This window comes from Thermotoga petrophila RKU-1, from assembly GCF_000016785.1.
Lineage (GTDB): Bacteria > Thermotogota > Thermotogae > Thermotogales > Thermotogaceae > Thermotoga > Thermotoga petrophila.
This window is the reverse complement of sequence record NC_009486.1, coordinates 1,370,441-1,387,115: the sequence shown is the minus strand read 5'-3', so window position 1 is coordinate 1,387,115 and position 16,675 is coordinate 1,370,441. Positions and strand designations below refer to the sequence as shown.

Here is a 16,675-nt window from a genome sequence, read left to right as displayed (position 1 = left end):
TTCCAGTGTCTTTATTAGAAATATTAACACACCACGTGGTAAGATTTTTCTGGGAGGTGATGCTACATGTTCAATCTGGAAGAGTACACGGAAAAGGCGCAGAAAGTGATGATGAGCATTCAGGATATAATGACCCGATACAGACAAAATCAGCTTTCCAGTGAGCACATACTGCTTGCGATATTGGAAGAAGGAAACAACGTTGGTGTGGAGCTTCTGAAGGAGCTGAACGTGGACATAAACAGGCTCAAAGATGAGGTGGAGGTGTTCATTGGGAAATACGGAGTTAGAGTTCCTGAAGGAGCATCTGTTTCTCAGATTTTCATAACTCCGGACGCGAGGCACGTCATTGAAAAAGCGCGAGAAGAAGCGAGAAGAATGGGAGATTCAAAAATAGGAACCGAGCACCTTATTTTGGGAATGGTCCTGTCACCCGATTCCACGGCGTTCCGAATTCTCTCGAGATATGGTGTGACACCTGAGAGAGTCTATGAAGCAATAAGGAAGATCAGATCAACGGGTAAAACAGATGAGGCAGAGAACGTGGAAGCGCTCGCTCGCTTCACAATGGATCTCACACAGCTAGCCCGCGAAAAAAAGCTCATGCCTGTAGTAGATCGTGAAAAGGAAATCAGAAGGGTGATACAGATACTGTCCAGAAGAACAAAGAACAACCCGGTCCTCATAGGAGACCCGGGAGTGGGAAAGACAGCTGTCGTCGAGGGGCTCGCCCAGAGAATAGTTGAAGGGAAAGTTCCTCTGTTTTTGAGAAACGTCAGAGTCTTAAAACTCGACATGGGCAGACTGGTGGCAGGGACCCGTTTCAGAGGAGATTTTGAAGAAAGACTGAAACGCCTCCTCGATGAATTGAAGAGAAAAAAAGGAGAAGTAATACTCTTCATCGACGAGGTTCACACGGTGGTAGGAGCGGGAGCAGCCGAAGGTGCTCTCGATGCCGCGAACATAATGAAACCAGAACTCACAACGGGAGAGATTCAGATAATAGGAGCAACCACCGTTGAGGAGTACAGAAAATACATAGAAAAAGACAGGGCGCTTGAGAGAAGATTCCAGCCGGTCATAGTGGAAGAGCCGACGGTCGAGCAGACGATTGAAATATTGAAAGGGTTAAGAAAGGTCTTTGAAGAACATCATCACGTGAAGATAACGGATGACGCTCTGGAGACTGCGGCGAAACTCTCCGCGCGATACATAACAAACAGATTCCTCCCGGACAAGGCCGTTGATCTGATAGACGAAGCGGCCGCTTATGTTCGCCTTGAATCCTCGTACCCTTCAGAAGAACTCCTGAAACTCGAAGAAGAGATCAAAAACCTTGAGGAAAAAATAAACGACGCCGTTGTGAAGGGAGAATACGAAGAAGCGGCAAAGCTGAAGGTCGAACTCCAGAGATTGAAAAACGAATACGAAGAAAAAAGGAAAAAACAAGAAAAGGTGGAACCGGTTGTCGATGAGAACGTTGTGGCAAGGATCGTGGAACAGTGGACCGGCATTCCCGTGTCTCGAATCATGGAATCCGAAAGAGAGAAACTCCTGAAACTCGAAGAATTCATACACCAGCGCCTGGTGAATCAGGAGGAAGCCGTGAAGATAGTGGCGCGGACCATAAGACGCGCAAGGGTTGGTATCAAAAATCCGAGAAGGCCCATCGGTGTCTTTCTGTTCCTCGGACCAACGGGCGTGGGAAAGACAGAACTCGCCAGAACTCTCGCAGATGTGCTCTTCGGCAGTGAAGACGCCATGATCAGGCTCGACATGAGTGAGTACATGGAGAAACACTCCGTTGCCAGACTCATAGGGGCACCTCCGGGTTACGTGGGTTACGAAGAGGGAGGACAGCTCACCGAGGCTGTGAGAAAAAGGCCCTACAGTGTGATTCTCCTCGATGAGATAGAAAAGGCACATCCAGACGTATTCAACATCCTGCTTCAGGTGTTCGAAGACGGGCGATTGACCGATGGAAAAGGAAACACTGTGGACTTCAGAAACACCATCATCATCATGACGAGCAACATAGGAAGCGAGAAGATCCTCGAAATGTCGGAAAACGGTGTGAGAATTGAGATAGAAAGAGAACTTCGAAACACCTTCAAACCCGAGTTCCTGAACAGAATAGACGCCATAGTTTACTTCAAACCGCTCACGATGGAAGAGGTGAAGAAGATAGTGGAAATCATGGTGAGACAGCTCCAGGAAATACTGAAAGAGAAGAACATCTCCATCGAGCTCACAGAAAGGGCGAAAGATTACCTGGCAGAGGCGGGTTACGTGCCGTCTCTCGGCGCAAGACCACTCCGAAGAATCATAGAACTCGAACTCGAGTCGATGATAGCGGATAAAATACTGGAGGGAGAGATAAAAGAGGGAGACAGGGTTCTGGTCGACGCGGACGAATACGGTCTGAAGATAGAGAGGAGGTGACGATCCGTGGAGGAAAAGAAAGAAAAACTCTCCATGAAGGATCTCATACTCCTCTTCTTCAGCACCATAAGTGCTCGATGCTGGGCACGGCTCGGCCTCACAGAAGACGAATACGGAGATTTCTATCAAGATCTCGAAGAAGCACGACTTGGAATAGACACGCTCGACGCGATATTCAACAGGATAAAGGACCTCGTGGATGAGGAAGTTCGCCGAGAAATGGAGGGAGTTCTCTCCACCCTGAAGCTCAACTACTTCCATCAGTATCAAAAAAGCAAGAAGAAGGAGACAGAAAACGCATGAACGTAGCGATTCTCCTTGCAGCGGGAAAAGGTGAAAGAATGTCTGAAAACGTTCCAAAACAGTTCCTCGAGATAGAGGGAAGGATGCTTTTCGAGTATCCGCTTTCCACGTTTTTGAAAAGTGAAGCGATAGATGGTGTTGTAATAGTGACACGAAGAGAGTGGTTCGAAGTTGTAGAGAAAAGAGTGTTCCACGAAAAAGTACTCGGAATTGTCGAGGGTGGAGATACACGAAGCCAGAGTGTGAGAAGCGCCCTCGAATTTCTTGAAAAGTTCTCTCCCTCTTACGTTCTCGTACACGACTCAGCACGACCGTTTCTGAGAAAGAAACACGTGTCTGAGGTTCTCAGAAGAGCCCGCGAAACGGGAGCGGCAACCCTCGCGTTGAAGAATTCCGATGCGCTCGTAAGAGTTGAGAACGACAGAATGGAATACATCCCAAGAAAAGGAGTGTACAGAATTCTTACACCGCAGGCTTTTTCTTACGAGATTTTGAAAAAGGCCCATGAAAACGGTGGCGAATGGGCAGACGACACGGAACCCGTTCAAAAGCTCGGAGTGAAAATAGCTTTGGTCGAAGGAGATCCTCTGTGTTTCAAAGTGACGTTTAAAGAAGATCTGGAACTGGCGAGAATCATCGCCAGAGAATGGGAGAGGATACCATGATTTATTACGGCACGATGTTCGATCACAAGGTGAGATTTTCGATCGTTCGAATGAGAGAAGTGGTGGAAGAGGCTCGAAACAGGCACAGCCTTTCATACCTCGCCACGGTGGTTCTGGGAAGAGCCCTCATCGGTGCAGCTCTTGTGACACCATGGCTCGCCGAAAAAGAAAGGTGGACGCTGGACATAGAGGGAAACGGACCGATAAGGAGAGTCGTTGCACAGTCGACCAGTGAATTCACTGTCAGGGGATATGTGGCAAATCCCAAGGTGGAACTGCCCTTAAATGAAAAGGGAAAGTTTGATGTTGCCGGTGCTATCGGTCAGGGTGTTCTCAGGGTAGTAAGAGATCTTGGGTTGAAAACCCCCTTTGTCTCTCAGTTACCTTTGGTGAGCGGTGAGATCGCCGAAGATCTGGCTTATTATTTCGCGGTTTCTGAACAGATACCATCCGCTTTTTCCATCGGTGTTCTTGTGGACTCAGGCGGTGTGAAGATCGCGGGAGGATTCGCCGTTCAAATCATCGATCGCACCCTTGAACAGGAGAAGGTGGAATTGATCGAAAGGAACATAAAGAATCTTCCGTACATAACCGAGCTTTTCCAAAAAGCAGAACCTCTGGACGTTCTGGAAAGAATATTCGGTGAGAAGGTAGGATTCGTCGAAACAGCGGAAATAAGGTACAAATGTGATTGCAACAGGGAAAAAGCCAAAAACGCCCTTCTCGTTCTGGACAAAAAAGAACTGGAGGACATGCGAAAAGAAGGGAAAGGAGAGGTCGTCTGTAAGTGGTGCAACACAAAATACGTTTTCTCCGAGGAGGAATTAGAAGAACTCCTCAAGTTCAAGGTAGATAACTCTGGTTCCTGAAAAATTGGAGATCTTCAGGAACCTTTCTGTGATCTCAAGAAATATCCTTTCGGTGTCCATCCGTGCGAGGGCACTTCTCAATTTCTTCGAAGGAAACACCACAACAAAATCTCTTCCGGATTCCACAAAAAGTTCCGCAGTGTAACTGAGATTCTTTCGTTTTACCTGAACTTTCAGACTTTCCCCTCTTCTTGAGATCGTGGCGTAATCTCCTCTTGAGAGCACTGAGGCTTTTCTCACGAGCTTTGCAAGGACCTGCTTCTTCGCTTCTATCCGTTCTACGGTCTTTTCTTCCAGCAAAGCCCTCAGTTTTTTGATCTCTCCTTCTTTCACTTCGTCACCACAAACTTCCATAACAAAATGAGGATACTTCACCACGAGTTTTCCAGATTTCTCATAGAAGTCCAGAGTCTGAACATCCAGTCTTTGAAAAGCTTTGAAAATGTGCCTCACCGTGACGTACGGAATTTTTGTAGAAAAGGGATTCTTCGGAATTGTAGAGATCTGTGCGAGGGTCATAATGCCTGCTGATGATCCAAACATCAAAACATCTTTTTCCTCAAAAAGAAGAATCAGGAATTCCCCTTCGTCGAGATTAGAACTGGCAAAGTTCAACGCTCCTTCGAATTCACGCTTCGTGAGTGTGCAGAGAAATTCCTCTTCGCCATCTCCTGGAGGAATTTCTCCCGTTTTGCACCGAACGTCCAGAACTTCATTCCCCGCTCTCAGAACGAGCCGTTCCTGAAGGACGGTGATTCGAACATCACTGACTCTAACATCACTCAAAAAATACTTCACAAGATCTAGAGAAACGATCCTGCTGCCTTCGAATCGGGGTATCTCCCCCAGGAATATCTCCACTTTAGCACAGTTGTCGCTCGCACTCACCCAGAGCCCATCTCTGTAAAAGAAACTGAGAAATCTCGCAGTGGGTTCGGTTGTTCCAACCAGTTTATCGAGCAGATAGACCCACTCTTTGAGTTCATGAGCATCAACGACAAGTTCCACAGAGTTTCACCTCAGAAACTCTTCGAGACGTTCCAGAACGCCTCTTATCTTTTCCGGATGTCTTCCACCCGCCTGGGCAAAATTCCTTCGGCCCCCTCCACTTCCACCGAGTTCCTTCGCTATGTTCCGTGCTATGGAAGAGGCATCGTACTTGTCAAGGAGATTCTCAGAAACCTTCACAACGAGGGAAACCTTGTCTTCGAACTTACTGAGGAGAATAACAATGCCTTCCCTTTCCTTTTTCAAAACGTTGTCCGCTATTCCTCCAAGGTGTTTTGCTTCGACATCTTCAAAAACAGCGTAGAAGACCCTCGCACCATCTTCCAGCTGTTTCATGGCTATCTTTTCTTCGGAAATCCTTCCCTGAGAGAGTTTCTTTTCGAGTTCCTTCACTTTCTCTCTCAAACCCAGAACCCTGTCCGTGAGCTCGTCTTCCCTTGCTCCGAGGATTTCTTTCAGCTGATCGATCAGTTTTTTCTGGTTTCTCAGGAGTTCCAGGGTACTAAAGCCAGTGACCGCTTCGATTCTTCGCACACCTGACGAAACGGATTCCTCCGAGATGATCTTGAACAGACCTATCTGCCCTGTGTTGCTCACATGCGTTCCGCCACAGAGTTCTTTACTCACACCAGGAACCTCGACGACCCTGACCACATCTCCATACTTTTCCGTGAAAAGCGCAACAACTCCGGACTTTACCGCTTCTTCGTAGCTTGTGTACCTCACCTCGACCGGAATCGCTTCCATGATCCATTCGTTCACCAGATTCTCCACCTGTTCTATTTCTGCCATCGAAAGACCCTTGAAATGTGTGAAATCAAATCTCAGCCTGTCGGGTGCAACCAAGGATCCTGCCTGCCTCACGTGGTCTCCCAGGACCTTCTTCAAAGCCGCGTGAAGTAGATGCGTCGCCGTGTGATTTCTCATTGTGGCCTCTCTTCTCTTCTTATCCACTCTGAGAACCACTTTCTGACCTCTTCTCAGAGTGCCGGCCAGTACCTTGATTCTGTGGACGATCACACCCTCTGAAGCTTCAAAAACGTATTCTACAAGCGCTTTTCCATCTTCCCATTCCACCGTTCCCGTGTCGGATACCTGACCACCCTTCTCAGCGTAGAATGGTGTTTTTGAAAACACTACTTCCACCGCGTCTTCTGTTGCATCTTCCACCGCTTTTTCGTTCTTGGCTATGAGGACGACCTCACCCTCATCCTCGAGTTTTTCGTACCCAGTGAATTCGGTTCGGAAATCTTTGGGGAGTTCTTCAAGGTACTCGTACCTCCTGGCAAATTCCACATCTCCCAGAGCAACCCTTGACTTTCGCTGTTGTTCTTCCATGTATTTGTTGAATTCTTTCACATCGACTTCCACACCCTTCTCCCTTGCGATTTCGAGTGTGAGTTCCAGTGGAAGTCCGTATGTGTCGTAGAGTTTGAACGCGTCTTCGGAATCTATCCTTCCCTTTTTCTCAACGATCTCGTCGAAGACCTTCATTCCCTGCTCGAGAGTCTTTAGAAATCTGCTTTCTTCTGCAGAGAGAACTTCTTTCACCATACTTTCACCGCGAACGATCTCCGGATAGACCTTTCCCATCTTCTCCGCCACAGCATCAACGATTCTGTAAAGGAACGGTTCACTCATGCCAAGGAGTATTCCGTGTCTCATCGCGCGTCTTATGATCCTTCTGAGAACGTATCCTCTTCCCTCGTTGGAAGGGAAAACACCTTCACTGATCAGGAAGGTGATGGCCCTCATATGATCGGCTATGACCCTGATGGAAACGTCTTTTTCTTCATCTGTTTTGTAGCCAACCCCCGTCAATTCCTCTATGCGGTTTATTATCGGCTGGAACAGATCTGTGTCGAAATTGCTGTAAACTCCCTGCATCATCGCACAGAACCTTTCAAGACCAGCTCCCGTATCGATGTTCTTTCGTGGAAGCGGATGGAGCTTTCCTTCTTCGTCCTGGTAATACTCGGTGAAAACAAGGTTCCATATCTCCACGAATCGCCCTTCAGAATTGGCAGGAGTACACTCTTCGCCCTCAGGACAGCCCTTCGAGTACCCTGTATCGTAAAAGATCTCCGTATCGGGACCGCACGGCCCCGTTGGCCCAGCCGGCCCCCAGAAATTGTCTTCTTTTCCCATTCTCAAAATTTTCTTCTCGGGAAGACCTATCTTTTCGTTCCAGATTCTGAAGGCCTCTTCGTCTTCCTCGTAGACGGAGACCCACAGTTTTTCTTCAGGAACCCCAAGCACCTGGGTGAGAAACTCCCAGGCCCACTCTATGGCTTCTTCTTTGAAATAGTCTCCAAAGGAGAAATTACCGAGCATTTCAAAGAACGTATGGTGCCTTGGAGTCTTTCCCACGTTCTCTATATCAACGGTTCTCAAACACTTCTGACAGGTAGCCACCCTCGTGTAAACGGGTTCGACTTTGCCCCAGAAAATGGGCTTGAAAGGAACCATGCCGGCCACGGTGAAGAGAAGCTGAGGATCGTCCGGTATGAGAGAAGCACTCGGTAGTATCTTGTGTCCCTTTTTCTCAAAGAATTTCAAAAAAGCTTCTCTGATCTCTTCGGAAGTCATGTATCTCATCGCACCACTCCTTCTAAGATTTTGAACACGATGTAGCTGACAGGAGCAACAAAGAGCAGTCCATCTATTCTGTCGAGCATCCCTCCGTGACCCGGAAGGGTTTTCCCAGAATCTTTGACACCGTAGTGTCTCTTCAGGGCCGATTCAAAAATATCACCGAAGGTGTCCATAACCGCGACCGTTGCGGCGAAAGGAAGGAACGTTCTGAAATTTATCACGTTCACAGAGAGCAGATCATTCACAACGAGTCGATACAAAAAGGTGTAGATGACAACACCCAGGAATCCTCCTATCACTCCCTCAAGACTCTTTCTTGGACTGTATCGGGGAGAGATCCTCGTTTTGCCAAATTTCAAACCCGCGAAGTATGCGAAGGAATCGAACACCCAGGTGGAGGTGAGAACGAGAAGAGCGTTCGCGGCACCAAAATTCCGATAAATCGGAAGAAAGAAACTGAGGAAGAAGGTAATGTAAATGAGAGCGATCGAAAAGGAAGCGATCGTCTTGAACACCTGCGAAGGATCTTTGTCTGCTATCAGAGAGAAAACCACTCCAGTTATGAAGAGGATCGACAGCGGCTGTGTAGGTTCTTCAAAAACTAAGCCGTAGAGAACGGGATACAGAGCAAGGAGTATCACATAGAAAAATCGCGCATCACGTTCTTTCATTTCAAGTGTGATGAATTCGTAGCCTGCCAGAATGACGATAGCGGAAACGAGTCCTATCAGACTCTCGTAACTCACGAAACACAGAACAACGAAAGGTGCTACGATACTCGCGGTTATGACTCTGGTTTTCAAATCATCCATTGATCAGACCCCCGAATCTTCTTTCCCTTTTTGAATAACTCTCTATAGCCCTCAGAAAATCCCTCTTCGTGAAATCCGGCCACGGTTTTTTGAAAAAATAAAGCTCGGAGTATGCGGACTGCCAGAGAAGGAAATTACTGAGTCTCATCTCACCTGAGGTCCTTATTATCAAATCCGGATCTGGAACATCGGGTAAATACAGATACTGACGGAAAGTCTCCTCAGTGAGCTCTATTTTCTTCCCCTGAGACACATCCTTTAAAATAGATTCTACCGCGTCGAGAATCTCCCTTCTACCTCCGTAGTTGAACGCAATTACAAGCGTCATCCGATCGAACTCTTTCGTTTTTTCTTCCACTTCCTGCCACTTTTTCAACACCTTCTCCGAAAGACCTTCTTTTCTTCCAAGGATTCTCACTCTGACTCTTTCTTTTCTGAGGAGTTCCATTTCACGGTCTATCATCTGAACGAAAAGATCCATGAGGAACTCCACTTCTTCCTTCGGCCTTTTCCAGTTCTCTGTGGAGAAAGAAAAAGCCGTGAGATACTTTATTCCCATTTCCAATGACCATTTCACGGTATTATGAAGCACCTTTGCACCTCGCTGGTGCCCTTTTATTCTGGGAAGACCCCGCTTTTTCGCCCATCTGCCGTTTCCATCCATTATAATCGCAACGTGCTGTGGTATTCTCAAAATTCCATGATCTCCTCTTTCTTGATTTCGAATACCTTGTCCAGATTTTCAATGAACTCATCTGTTAGCTTCTGTATTTCGTTTTCCAGTCTTTTGGCATCATCTTCTGGAATTTTGCCTTCCTTCTGATCTTCTTTTATCTTCTTCAAAATATCTCTTCTGATGTTTCTGATGGCGATTTTCCCTTCCTCGACGATCTCCTTCGCCTTTTTAACCCACTTTTCCCTCTGCTCAGTGGTTGGAGAAGGAAAGACAAGCCTGATCACGTTTCCATCATTTATGGGGTTCAAACCAAGATCAGATGCATTGATCGCTTTCTCTATGAGAGAAAGAACGCTTTTATCCCAGGGTTTTATAACGAGGGTTCTTTCTTCAGAAACAGAGATCGTGGCGAGCTGATTCACAGGAGTTGGAACACCGTAGTAATCTACCTTGATTTCCTCAAGAATGGCTGGAGAGGGCTTTCCTGTTCTCATCTTCCTCAGTTCATCCTCAATCCTTTCCAGCGTTTTCTTCATCTTTTCCTTCGCTTCTTTTATGATTGGATTCACCATGCCTTTCCCCTCCTCGTTTGAAATTTGTGTTTACACTGTCGATGGCCATTGTATAATATTCCCAACACCTCTCAAGATTATAGCAAACAGATTTTTTTGGTTTCTCGTCTCTTTTGATAAATATGCTTCATCCGTCTGTAAAAATTCTGGTAGTATAATTAGTTAAAAAAATAACAAGCACCACCATCCTGGAAAGGGGGAGTTCCATGGGAAAGTTTCTTAAGAAACACTACATAATGGCACCCGGACCAACTCCAGTACCAAACGATATTTTAACAGAAGGAGCGAAGGAAACAATCCACCACAGAACACCTCAGTTCATTTCCATAATGGAAGAAACCCTCGAAAACGCAAAGTACGTCTTCCAAACAAAAAACAACGTGTACGCCTTTGCTTCTACGGGAACAGGAGCTATGGAGGCGGCGGTGGCGAATCTCGTTAGTCCCGGAGACAAGGCGATAGTGGTTGTGGCCGGGAAATTCGGTGAAAGATGGAAAGAGCTCTGTCAGGCTTACGGTGCCGATATCGTAGAAATCGCCCTCGAATGGGGAGACGCGGTCACACCTGAACAGATCGAAGAGGCTCTCAACAAAAACCCCGATGCGAAAGTCGTTTTCACCACCTACAGTGAAACCTCGACAGGTACAGTCATAGACCTTGAAGGAATCGCCAGAGTCACGAAGGAAAAAGACGTTGTTCTTGTAACAGACGCTGTCAGCGCTCTTGGGGCAGAACCACTGAAGATGGACGAGTGGGGTGTAGACGTCGTTGTCACAGGTTCTCAGAAGGGTTTGATGTTGCCTCCTGGACTGGCTCTCATCTCTCTCAACGACAAAGCGTGGGAGCTCGTGGAAAAATCCAGGTCTCCAAGATATTACTTCGATCTGAGGGCCTACAAGAAATCTTACCCTGACAATCCTTACACTCCCGCAGTAAATATGATATACATGTTGAGAAAGGCTCTTCAGATGATAAAAGAGGAAGGCATAGAGAACGTGTGGGAAAGGCACAGAATACTGGGAGACGCGACAAGAGCGGCGGTGAAAGCACTTGGATTGGAACTCCTTTCGAAAAGACCAGGAAACGTTGTAACGGCTGTGAAAGTACCTGAGGGTATCGATGGAAAACAGATTCCCAAGATTATGAGAGACAAATACGGTGTGAGCATTGCCGGTGGACAAGGAAAACTCAAAGGAAAGATATTCAGGATAGCACATCTCGGCTACATGTCACCCTTCGACACCATAACCGCCATCTCCGCTCTTGAATTTACCTTGAAAGAACTCGGTTATGAATTCGAACTCGGAGCCGGTGTTAAAGCAGCCGAAGCCGTCTTCGCTAAAGAATTCATTGGGGAGTGATGAAGATGGCGAGATACAGAGTGCACGTGAACGATCCTCTCGATAAAGAGGCAACGCAGCTTCTTATGAGCAAAGATGAACTCGAAGTCACATCGGAACACCTGGAAAAAGACGAATTGATGAAGATCATACCAGAGATTGATGTTCTTGTCGTCAGAAGCGCCACTAAGGTCACGGCTGATATCATAGAAGCCGGAAAGAACTTGAAGATCATAGCAAGGGCAGGTATTGGGCTGGATAACATAGACGTTCAAAAGGCCAAGGAGAAAGGAATAAAAATTCTCAACACTCCAGGTGCCAGCGCTCCATCCGTGGCAGAACTCGCGATGGGTTTGATGCTCGCCTGCGCTCGTCACATAGCAAGAGCCACCATATCCCTCAAAGAAGGAAAATGGGAAAAGAAAGCACTCAATGGAAAGGAACTTCTTGGAAAAACACTGGGACTCATTGGATTTGGAAACATCGGACAGGAAGTGGCAAAAAGAGCCCTTGCCTTTGGAATGAAAATCATCGCTTACGATCCCGCAAAACCCGCAACGGATCTTCCCGTTGAATATGTGGATCTGGATACTCTTTTCAGAGAAAGCGACTTCATTTCTCTGCATGTGCCTCTCACGGAATCAACCAGGCACATCATAAACAGAGAGAGCATCGCAAAGATGAAAGACGGTGTCATCATAGTAAACACAGCCCGCGGAGGGACGATCGACGAAGAAGCCCTGTACGAAGCCCTTGTGAGTGGAAAAGTTTACGCCGCGGGGCTCGACGTTTTCGAGGTGGAACCACCCACTGATGAGATCAGAAGAAAACTTTTGAACCTGGACAACGTTGTTGCAACTCCCCATATAGGTGCCTCTACAGACGAAGCCCAGAATAGAGTTGGAACAGAACTCGTGGAGAAGATTTTCAAGGAACTGGGAATCTGAAGCCGGGGGTTGTCTCCCGGCTTTTTTTCTTCTTTACGGATCTGAACATTATTCTCACGTTCAAAGCAAGGAATTCGTAAACAAAAAGTAAAACACAAAAGAGTAGAATGAAGAAATCTCGTACTCTCTCCATGCTTTCCCCTCCAAGTTAATAGATCCTCTTCTCTGTCTTCAGGTTCAAACCGATTGACACATCCATTCATACTATTTTATAATCAATTTCGGAGGATATATCTATCGATATATCTTTTGACTCTATGGAGGTGACAAAGATGGAAGACATCATCGTCGTGGAAGACCTGGTGAAAAAGTTCGGAAACTTTGAAGCAGTCAAGGGAGTCAGCTTTTCGGTGAAAAAAGGAGAAGTCTTCGCCTTTCTTGGCCCAAACGGAGCGGGAAAAACCACCACCATTCACATGCTCACCACACTTTTGAAGCCGACAAGCGGAAAAGCATGGGTCGCCGGCTACGATGTGTTGAAAGAGCCCCGAGAAGTTAGAAGAAAAATCGGTATAGTCTTTCAGGATCAATCACTGGACAGAGAGCTCACCGCGTATGAAAACATGTACATACACGGAAGAATATACGGATACGGCGGAGAAAAACTCAAAAAGAGAATCCTGGAACTTCTCGAGTTCGTGGAACTTCTGGATTTCAAAGACAAACCAGTTAAAACGTTCAGCGGTGGTATGGCACGAAGGCTCGAAATAGCTCGATCTTTAATACACGAACCGGAAGTTCTCTTCCTCGACGAACCCACCATTGGCCTTGATCCGCACACAAGGTCACATATGTGGGAATACATCTCGAAAATGAAAAAAGAGCACAACATGACGATTTTTCTCACCACCCACTACATGGACGAAGCGGAACAGCTCGCCGACAGGGTGGCGATTATAGATCATGGAAAGATCATCGCGCTCGGGAGTCCCAATGAGTTGAAGCGAATGGTTGGAAAAGAGATTATCTACGTGAGATTCTCTGAAGCCGTTGAATGTCTCGAAGGCGAATTCATAGAGTCGTGTAAAAAACTCCCCGATGGAAGGCTGGAGCTGAACGTGGAAGATTCTGGAAGGGCGATACCGAAGATCTTTGAGCTGGCACAGCAGAAGGGTTTGAAAATAGAAGAAATCACCTACCACAAACCCACGCTCAACGACGTTTTCCTCCATCTCACGGGAAGAGAGCTCAGAGAAGAAGGCCCAGAAAACTCTTTCAAAACCATGGCAAGAATGAGAATGAGGATGAGGAGGTAATATCATGGCAGCCTTTGTGACGATGATCTACAGGCAGTTCATGAGATTCTTGAGGTCACGCTCGAGAGTCATTGGAATGATAATAAACCCTCTGATATGGATCATCTTCTTCGGACTGGGATGGAGTAAAGTTTTTGACAATCCCTGGGCCAAAATGATGTTCGGTGGGGTGGATTACCTGACTTACCTTGCACCTGGTATCTTCGCCATGACAGTTTTCAACATGAGTTTTATCAGCGGTGTGAGTTTGATCTGGGACAAACAGTTTGGCTTCTTCAAAGAGGTTCTGGTGGCTCCCTCTTCACGAAGACTCAGCATCACAGGTAGAATCGTTGGAGATGCGATCGTTACCGTTTTACAGGGACTTATAATTCTCGTCTTCAACTACTTCCTCGCAGAAAGTCTGAAAATATCCGGACTACTTCCCGCTCTTGCCGTTGGATTTCTCATGTCAGTTACCATTGCAAGCTTTGGTATTGCGCTTGCTTTGAAGATGGAAAGCACTGAGGGATTCCAGATGATCATGATGACTCTGATGATGCCTCTGGTCTTTCTGAGCGGTGCGATGTATCCTATCGACTCCATGCCAAGCTGGATGAAGGCTCTCGCGTACATAAATCCTCTCACCTACGCGGTGGACGCCTCGAGAGGGTACTTAGTGGGAGAAAAAGTGATGAAGTTCTCCTTCGGCCTCGATTGGGGAATTCTCTCGATCTTGATGCTGGTGGGGCTCATCCTCGCAATGGAAAGCTTCGAAAGAGCAAGGATAAGTTGAGATATCAACAGCAAAAACGAAGGCAGGGGGTTTCCCTGCCTTTTTGTTTTTTTATGGAGCTTCATTGAATATGAAATGCTAACAGAAACAACGATTTCGGAAAAGAAGAAGTTTTTTTGTGCTTCTAAGGATGTATTGAAACGATGTACCACGATTGGTATGTCTCCGGCGTCGGAATGTTTCCATACCTCTAAGGAATTATTGAAACCGCTGCGGCTTTCTACCATACACGGCTGCGAAGTAGGTTTCCATACCTCTAAGGAATTATTGAAACTCTCGGATATCAAAATGCTTGAAATTGTTGTTGATTCGTTTCCATACCTCTAAGGAATTATTGAAACCGAGAAGTTTGCAGGAGAAGTGTATAAAAAACACTTGTTTCCATACCTCTAAGGAATTATTGAAACATGGAAACACTTAGACACTTTTCGAACGATCGGGAAAGAAATAGTTTCCATACCTCTAAGGAATTATTGAAACCTGCGAAAGCGGTTATGATGTCGTGAGAGGTGTAAAGTTTCCATACCTCTAAGGAATTATTGAAACCCGTTGAGTTCAAGAGAAATTATACCACAAACACACTCTGAAAGCAAGATGTTTTTTGACCTTCCATATCCTCCCTTTCCATAAACCATTCTAACACACAAGAGAGCACCTTCAAGTACTGTTTGGAAAAATGGAATAATTGCATAGTCAAACAAGAAAAGAACACAAGCAAAAAACAGAAGATAAATTATATCAACCTACGTCGGGGCATTTTGAGGTGTTTTTGGTGAAAATCGATTAGTTCCATGTTTCACAAATAGATGAAAGAAGGTATTCCTCAGTGTGTTAGAAGTTAACTACTAATTTCTCGAATTCAAAGCACTTACACGTCATCGATTACCACAAATTCTCTTCATATTGTCTCTTCATATCATCCATTATTCCCTTTTTAACGCATAGCTTCCGGTACCAGAAAGGCGCATGAAATTTTTCGTTACCGGTAATTGCATACTCTGTATCGATCTTCCAATGCCAAGTACACACATCACCTACTTTGTGAATGATTGGAACTAACCTGGTTTGTATGCATAAAACAAAGATAGACTTTGCTTTCAAAGTGTTGTCTAACATCATAACCATATGTTCTCGAGTTCAAAGACTTCGAATTTCACTTGGTTCGATTTGACAGTAAGAACGTTGTAAACTTTCTCTGGATGGATCCTAAAGGAAAAAGCTATGGAGTCGTTGAAGAAAATTTCTACAGAGCATGAATCCAAGAAAGCTCGTATTCTATTTGTAGCTTCATCTTCGACTGTCGCCTTTCTAACTTCTCCACCTGAAACACCAGATCTCGTTGTATCCACGATTAATTCGTCTCGACTCTTTGTTATCACCACTTCTTCAGATTCATTTCCCATTCGAAGTTCGATTTCTCCGCTGAATTCACACACAATTTCATAACTGTTTTTCTCGACATCCAGCGAAAATGTTCCGGACTTTGCCGTTTCGAAAACCTTCCTCTTTCTGAGAGCCAAGAGTTCATCTACCGGTTTCACCTTCAACTCGTTGTTTTCTACATACAGCTCTCTTGGAAGACTCATAACACCGTTCCATCCTTCTCGTTTTGTCGGGTAAAGCCCTGTTCTCAACCAGCTTTGAAGCCATCCGATAACTACAACTCTGTCTGTTCCAAAGAAGGTTTGAGCAGCGTAGAAGTCCGTTCCGTGATCGAGAAGCCCCCGCTTTTCGACATTCAGTTTTCCTTCCTTTAACTCTCCCATGGAAAACAGAACGCTGTTTGTACTCGTTATCGAGTATATGAGGATATCTTTCTCTCCAATTCTCACAAGATCGGGACACTCTATTTCTTTTGTGGTTCCATCTTCAAAGATCACACCCTCGTACTTCCAGTGAAAAAGGTCATCTGAGGTATAGAGAAGCACTCTTCCAATCTTCTCATCTTTACCAGATCCCAGTACCATTCGCCACTTACCGTTGCTTCTGTTCACCTTCGGGTCTCTGAAGGCGTGCGTCCCTTCCTCTGGGGGTTTAGATATAACCGGGTTTCCATCGTACTTTACGAAATCCAATCCGTTTTCACTCATGGCTACACACTGGGTTTCTTTTTCTCCTTTGTTGTGTGCCGGATCGCGGTAGTAGGTGTACACGAGAAACATTTTCCCATCTTTCTCAACGGCACTTCCAGAGAACACTCCGTGTGTTTCATCGTCGGGATAGAGGGCAACGGGAAGGTGTTTCCAGTGAACGAGATCGTCGCTCACCGCGTGGCCCCAGCAGATGTTTCCCCATTCAGGTTTTCTGGGGTTGTACTGATAGAACATATGGTATTTTCCTTTCCAGAAAATCAAACCGTTCGGGTCGTTCATCCAGCCTGTTATCGGGAAAAAGTGATAATTCGGTTTGAACATA

The 16,675-nt window shown here is 46.0% G+C and carries 15 protein-coding genes and 1 CRISPR repeat array; of the genes, 8 read left to right on the top strand and 7 right to left on the bottom strand.

The features are described 5' to 3' along the window. Positions 1 to 66: 66 nt before the first annotated feature. From TPET_RS07105 to hslO, 4 genes are read left to right on the top strand one after another with little or no spacing between them, the layout of a single operon-like run. Complete coding sequence (locus TPET_RS07105) at positions 67 to 2,442, top strand: ATP-dependent Clp protease ATP-binding subunit (RefSeq protein WP_011943865.1); 2,376 nt, start codon at positions 67 to 69, stop codon at positions 2,440 to 2,442. 6 nt (positions 2,443 to 2,448) lie between these two features. Then, a complete protein-coding gene (locus TPET_RS07100; RefSeq protein WP_011943864.1) occupies positions 2,449 to 2,745 on the top strand; it encodes a DUF1844 domain-containing protein in 297 nt (98 codons plus the stop codon). Next, positions 2,742 to 3,410: a 2-C-methyl-D-erythritol 4-phosphate cytidylyltransferase gene (ispD, locus tag TPET_RS07095; protein ID WP_011943863.1), complete on the top strand. Its 669-nt coding sequence runs from the start codon at positions 2,742 to 2,744 to the stop codon at positions 3,408 to 3,410. The genes TPET_RS07100 and ispD overlap by 4 nt, the downstream gene beginning before the upstream one ends. Continuing rightward, entirely contained in the window at positions 3,407 to 4,279 is an 873-nt protein-coding gene (hslO, locus tag TPET_RS07090) for an Hsp33 family molecular chaperone HslO (protein ID WP_011943862.1), read from the top strand. The genes ispD and hslO overlap by 4 nt, the downstream gene beginning before the upstream one ends. Here the strand turns inward: hslO and TPET_RS07085 are convergent. Genes TPET_RS07085 through frr form a run of 5 tightly spaced genes read right to left on the bottom strand, consistent with a single transcriptional unit; the run spans position 4,235 to position 9,942 of the window. Beyond that, on the bottom strand, positions 4,235 to 5,287 hold the full coding sequence (locus TPET_RS07085) for a hypothetical protein (protein WP_011943861.1): 1,053 nt from the start codon (positions 5,285 to 5,287) through the stop codon (positions 4,235 to 4,237). The two genes, hslO and TPET_RS07085, sit on opposite strands and share 45 nt — an antisense overlap. 6 nt (positions 5,288 to 5,293) lie before the next feature. After that, complete coding sequence (alaS, locus tag TPET_RS07080) at positions 5,294 to 7,885, bottom strand: alanine--tRNA ligase (RefSeq protein WP_011943860.1); 2,592 nt, start codon at positions 7,883 to 7,885, stop codon at positions 5,294 to 5,296. Next, entirely contained in the window at positions 7,882 to 8,694 is an 813-nt protein-coding gene (cdsA, locus tag TPET_RS07075) for a phosphatidate cytidylyltransferase (RefSeq protein ID WP_011943859.1), read from the bottom strand. Before cdsA ends, alaS begins: the two co-directional genes overlap by 4 nt. After that, a complete protein-coding gene (locus TPET_RS07070) occupies positions 8,687 to 9,388 on the bottom strand; it encodes an isoprenyl transferase (protein ID WP_011943858.1) in 702 nt (233 codons plus the stop codon). The genes cdsA and TPET_RS07070 overlap by 8 nt, the downstream gene beginning before the upstream one ends. Then, positions 9,385 to 9,942 carry a ribosome recycling factor gene (frr, locus tag TPET_RS07065; RefSeq protein ID WP_011943857.1) on the bottom strand — a complete coding sequence of 186 codons (558 nt, stop codon included), beginning with the start codon at positions 9,940 to 9,942 and terminating at the stop codon, positions 9,385 to 9,387. Before frr ends, TPET_RS07070 begins: the two co-directional genes overlap by 4 nt. A gap of 206 nt (positions 9,943 to 10,148) precedes the next feature. Between frr and TPET_RS07060 the strand changes: the two genes are divergently transcribed. After that, complete coding sequence (locus TPET_RS07060; RefSeq protein WP_011943856.1) at positions 10,149 to 11,303, top strand: serine-pyruvate aminotransferase; 1,155 nt, start codon at positions 10,149 to 10,151, stop codon at positions 11,301 to 11,303. A 5-nt stretch (positions 11,304 to 11,308) separates the two neighbouring features. Beyond that, positions 11,309 to 12,229 carry a hydroxypyruvate reductase gene (locus TPET_RS07055; protein WP_048810883.1) on the top strand — a complete coding sequence of 307 codons (921 nt, stop codon included), beginning with the start codon at positions 11,309 to 11,311 and terminating at the stop codon, positions 12,227 to 12,229. Here TPET_RS07055 and TPET_RS09455 read toward each other — a convergent pair. Beyond that, positions 12,210 to 12,362 (bottom strand): hypothetical protein, encoded by a 153-nt coding sequence (locus tag TPET_RS09455; protein WP_148186811.1) that lies wholly within the window; start codon positions 12,360 to 12,362, stop codon positions 12,210 to 12,212. The genes TPET_RS07055 and TPET_RS09455 overlap by 20 nt on opposite strands. Positions 12,363 to 12,501: 139 nt before the next feature. On the opposite strand from TPET_RS09455, the gene TPET_RS07050 reads away from it, so the two are divergent. Both TPET_RS07050 and TPET_RS07045 read left to right on the top strand, forming a co-directional pair. Further along, the gene (locus tag TPET_RS07050; protein ID WP_011943854.1) at positions 12,502 to 13,485 is read left to right on the top strand and encodes an ATP-binding cassette domain-containing protein; all 984 of its coding nucleotides are present in this window, start codon (positions 12,502 to 12,504) and stop codon (positions 13,483 to 13,485) included. Positions 13,486 to 13,489: 4 nt separating this feature from the next. Then, positions 13,490 to 14,260 carry an ABC transporter permease gene (locus TPET_RS07045; protein WP_011943853.1) on the top strand — a complete coding sequence of 257 codons (771 nt, stop codon included), beginning with the start codon at positions 13,490 to 13,492 and terminating at the stop codon, positions 14,258 to 14,260. Between the two features lie 178 nt (positions 14,261 to 14,438). Then, positions 14,439 to 14,806: direct repeats of the CRISPR family, unit length 30 nt; unit sequence GTTTCCATACCTCTAAGGAATTATTGAAAC. Between the two features lie 569 nt (positions 14,807 to 15,375). Here TPET_RS07045 and TPET_RS07035 read toward each other — a convergent pair. Further along, on the bottom strand, positions 15,376 to 16,674 hold the full coding sequence (locus TPET_RS07035; protein WP_011943852.1) for a glycoside hydrolase family 32 protein: 1,299 nt from the start codon (positions 16,672 to 16,674) through the stop codon (positions 15,376 to 15,378). Position 16,675: the final 1 nt, after the last annotated feature.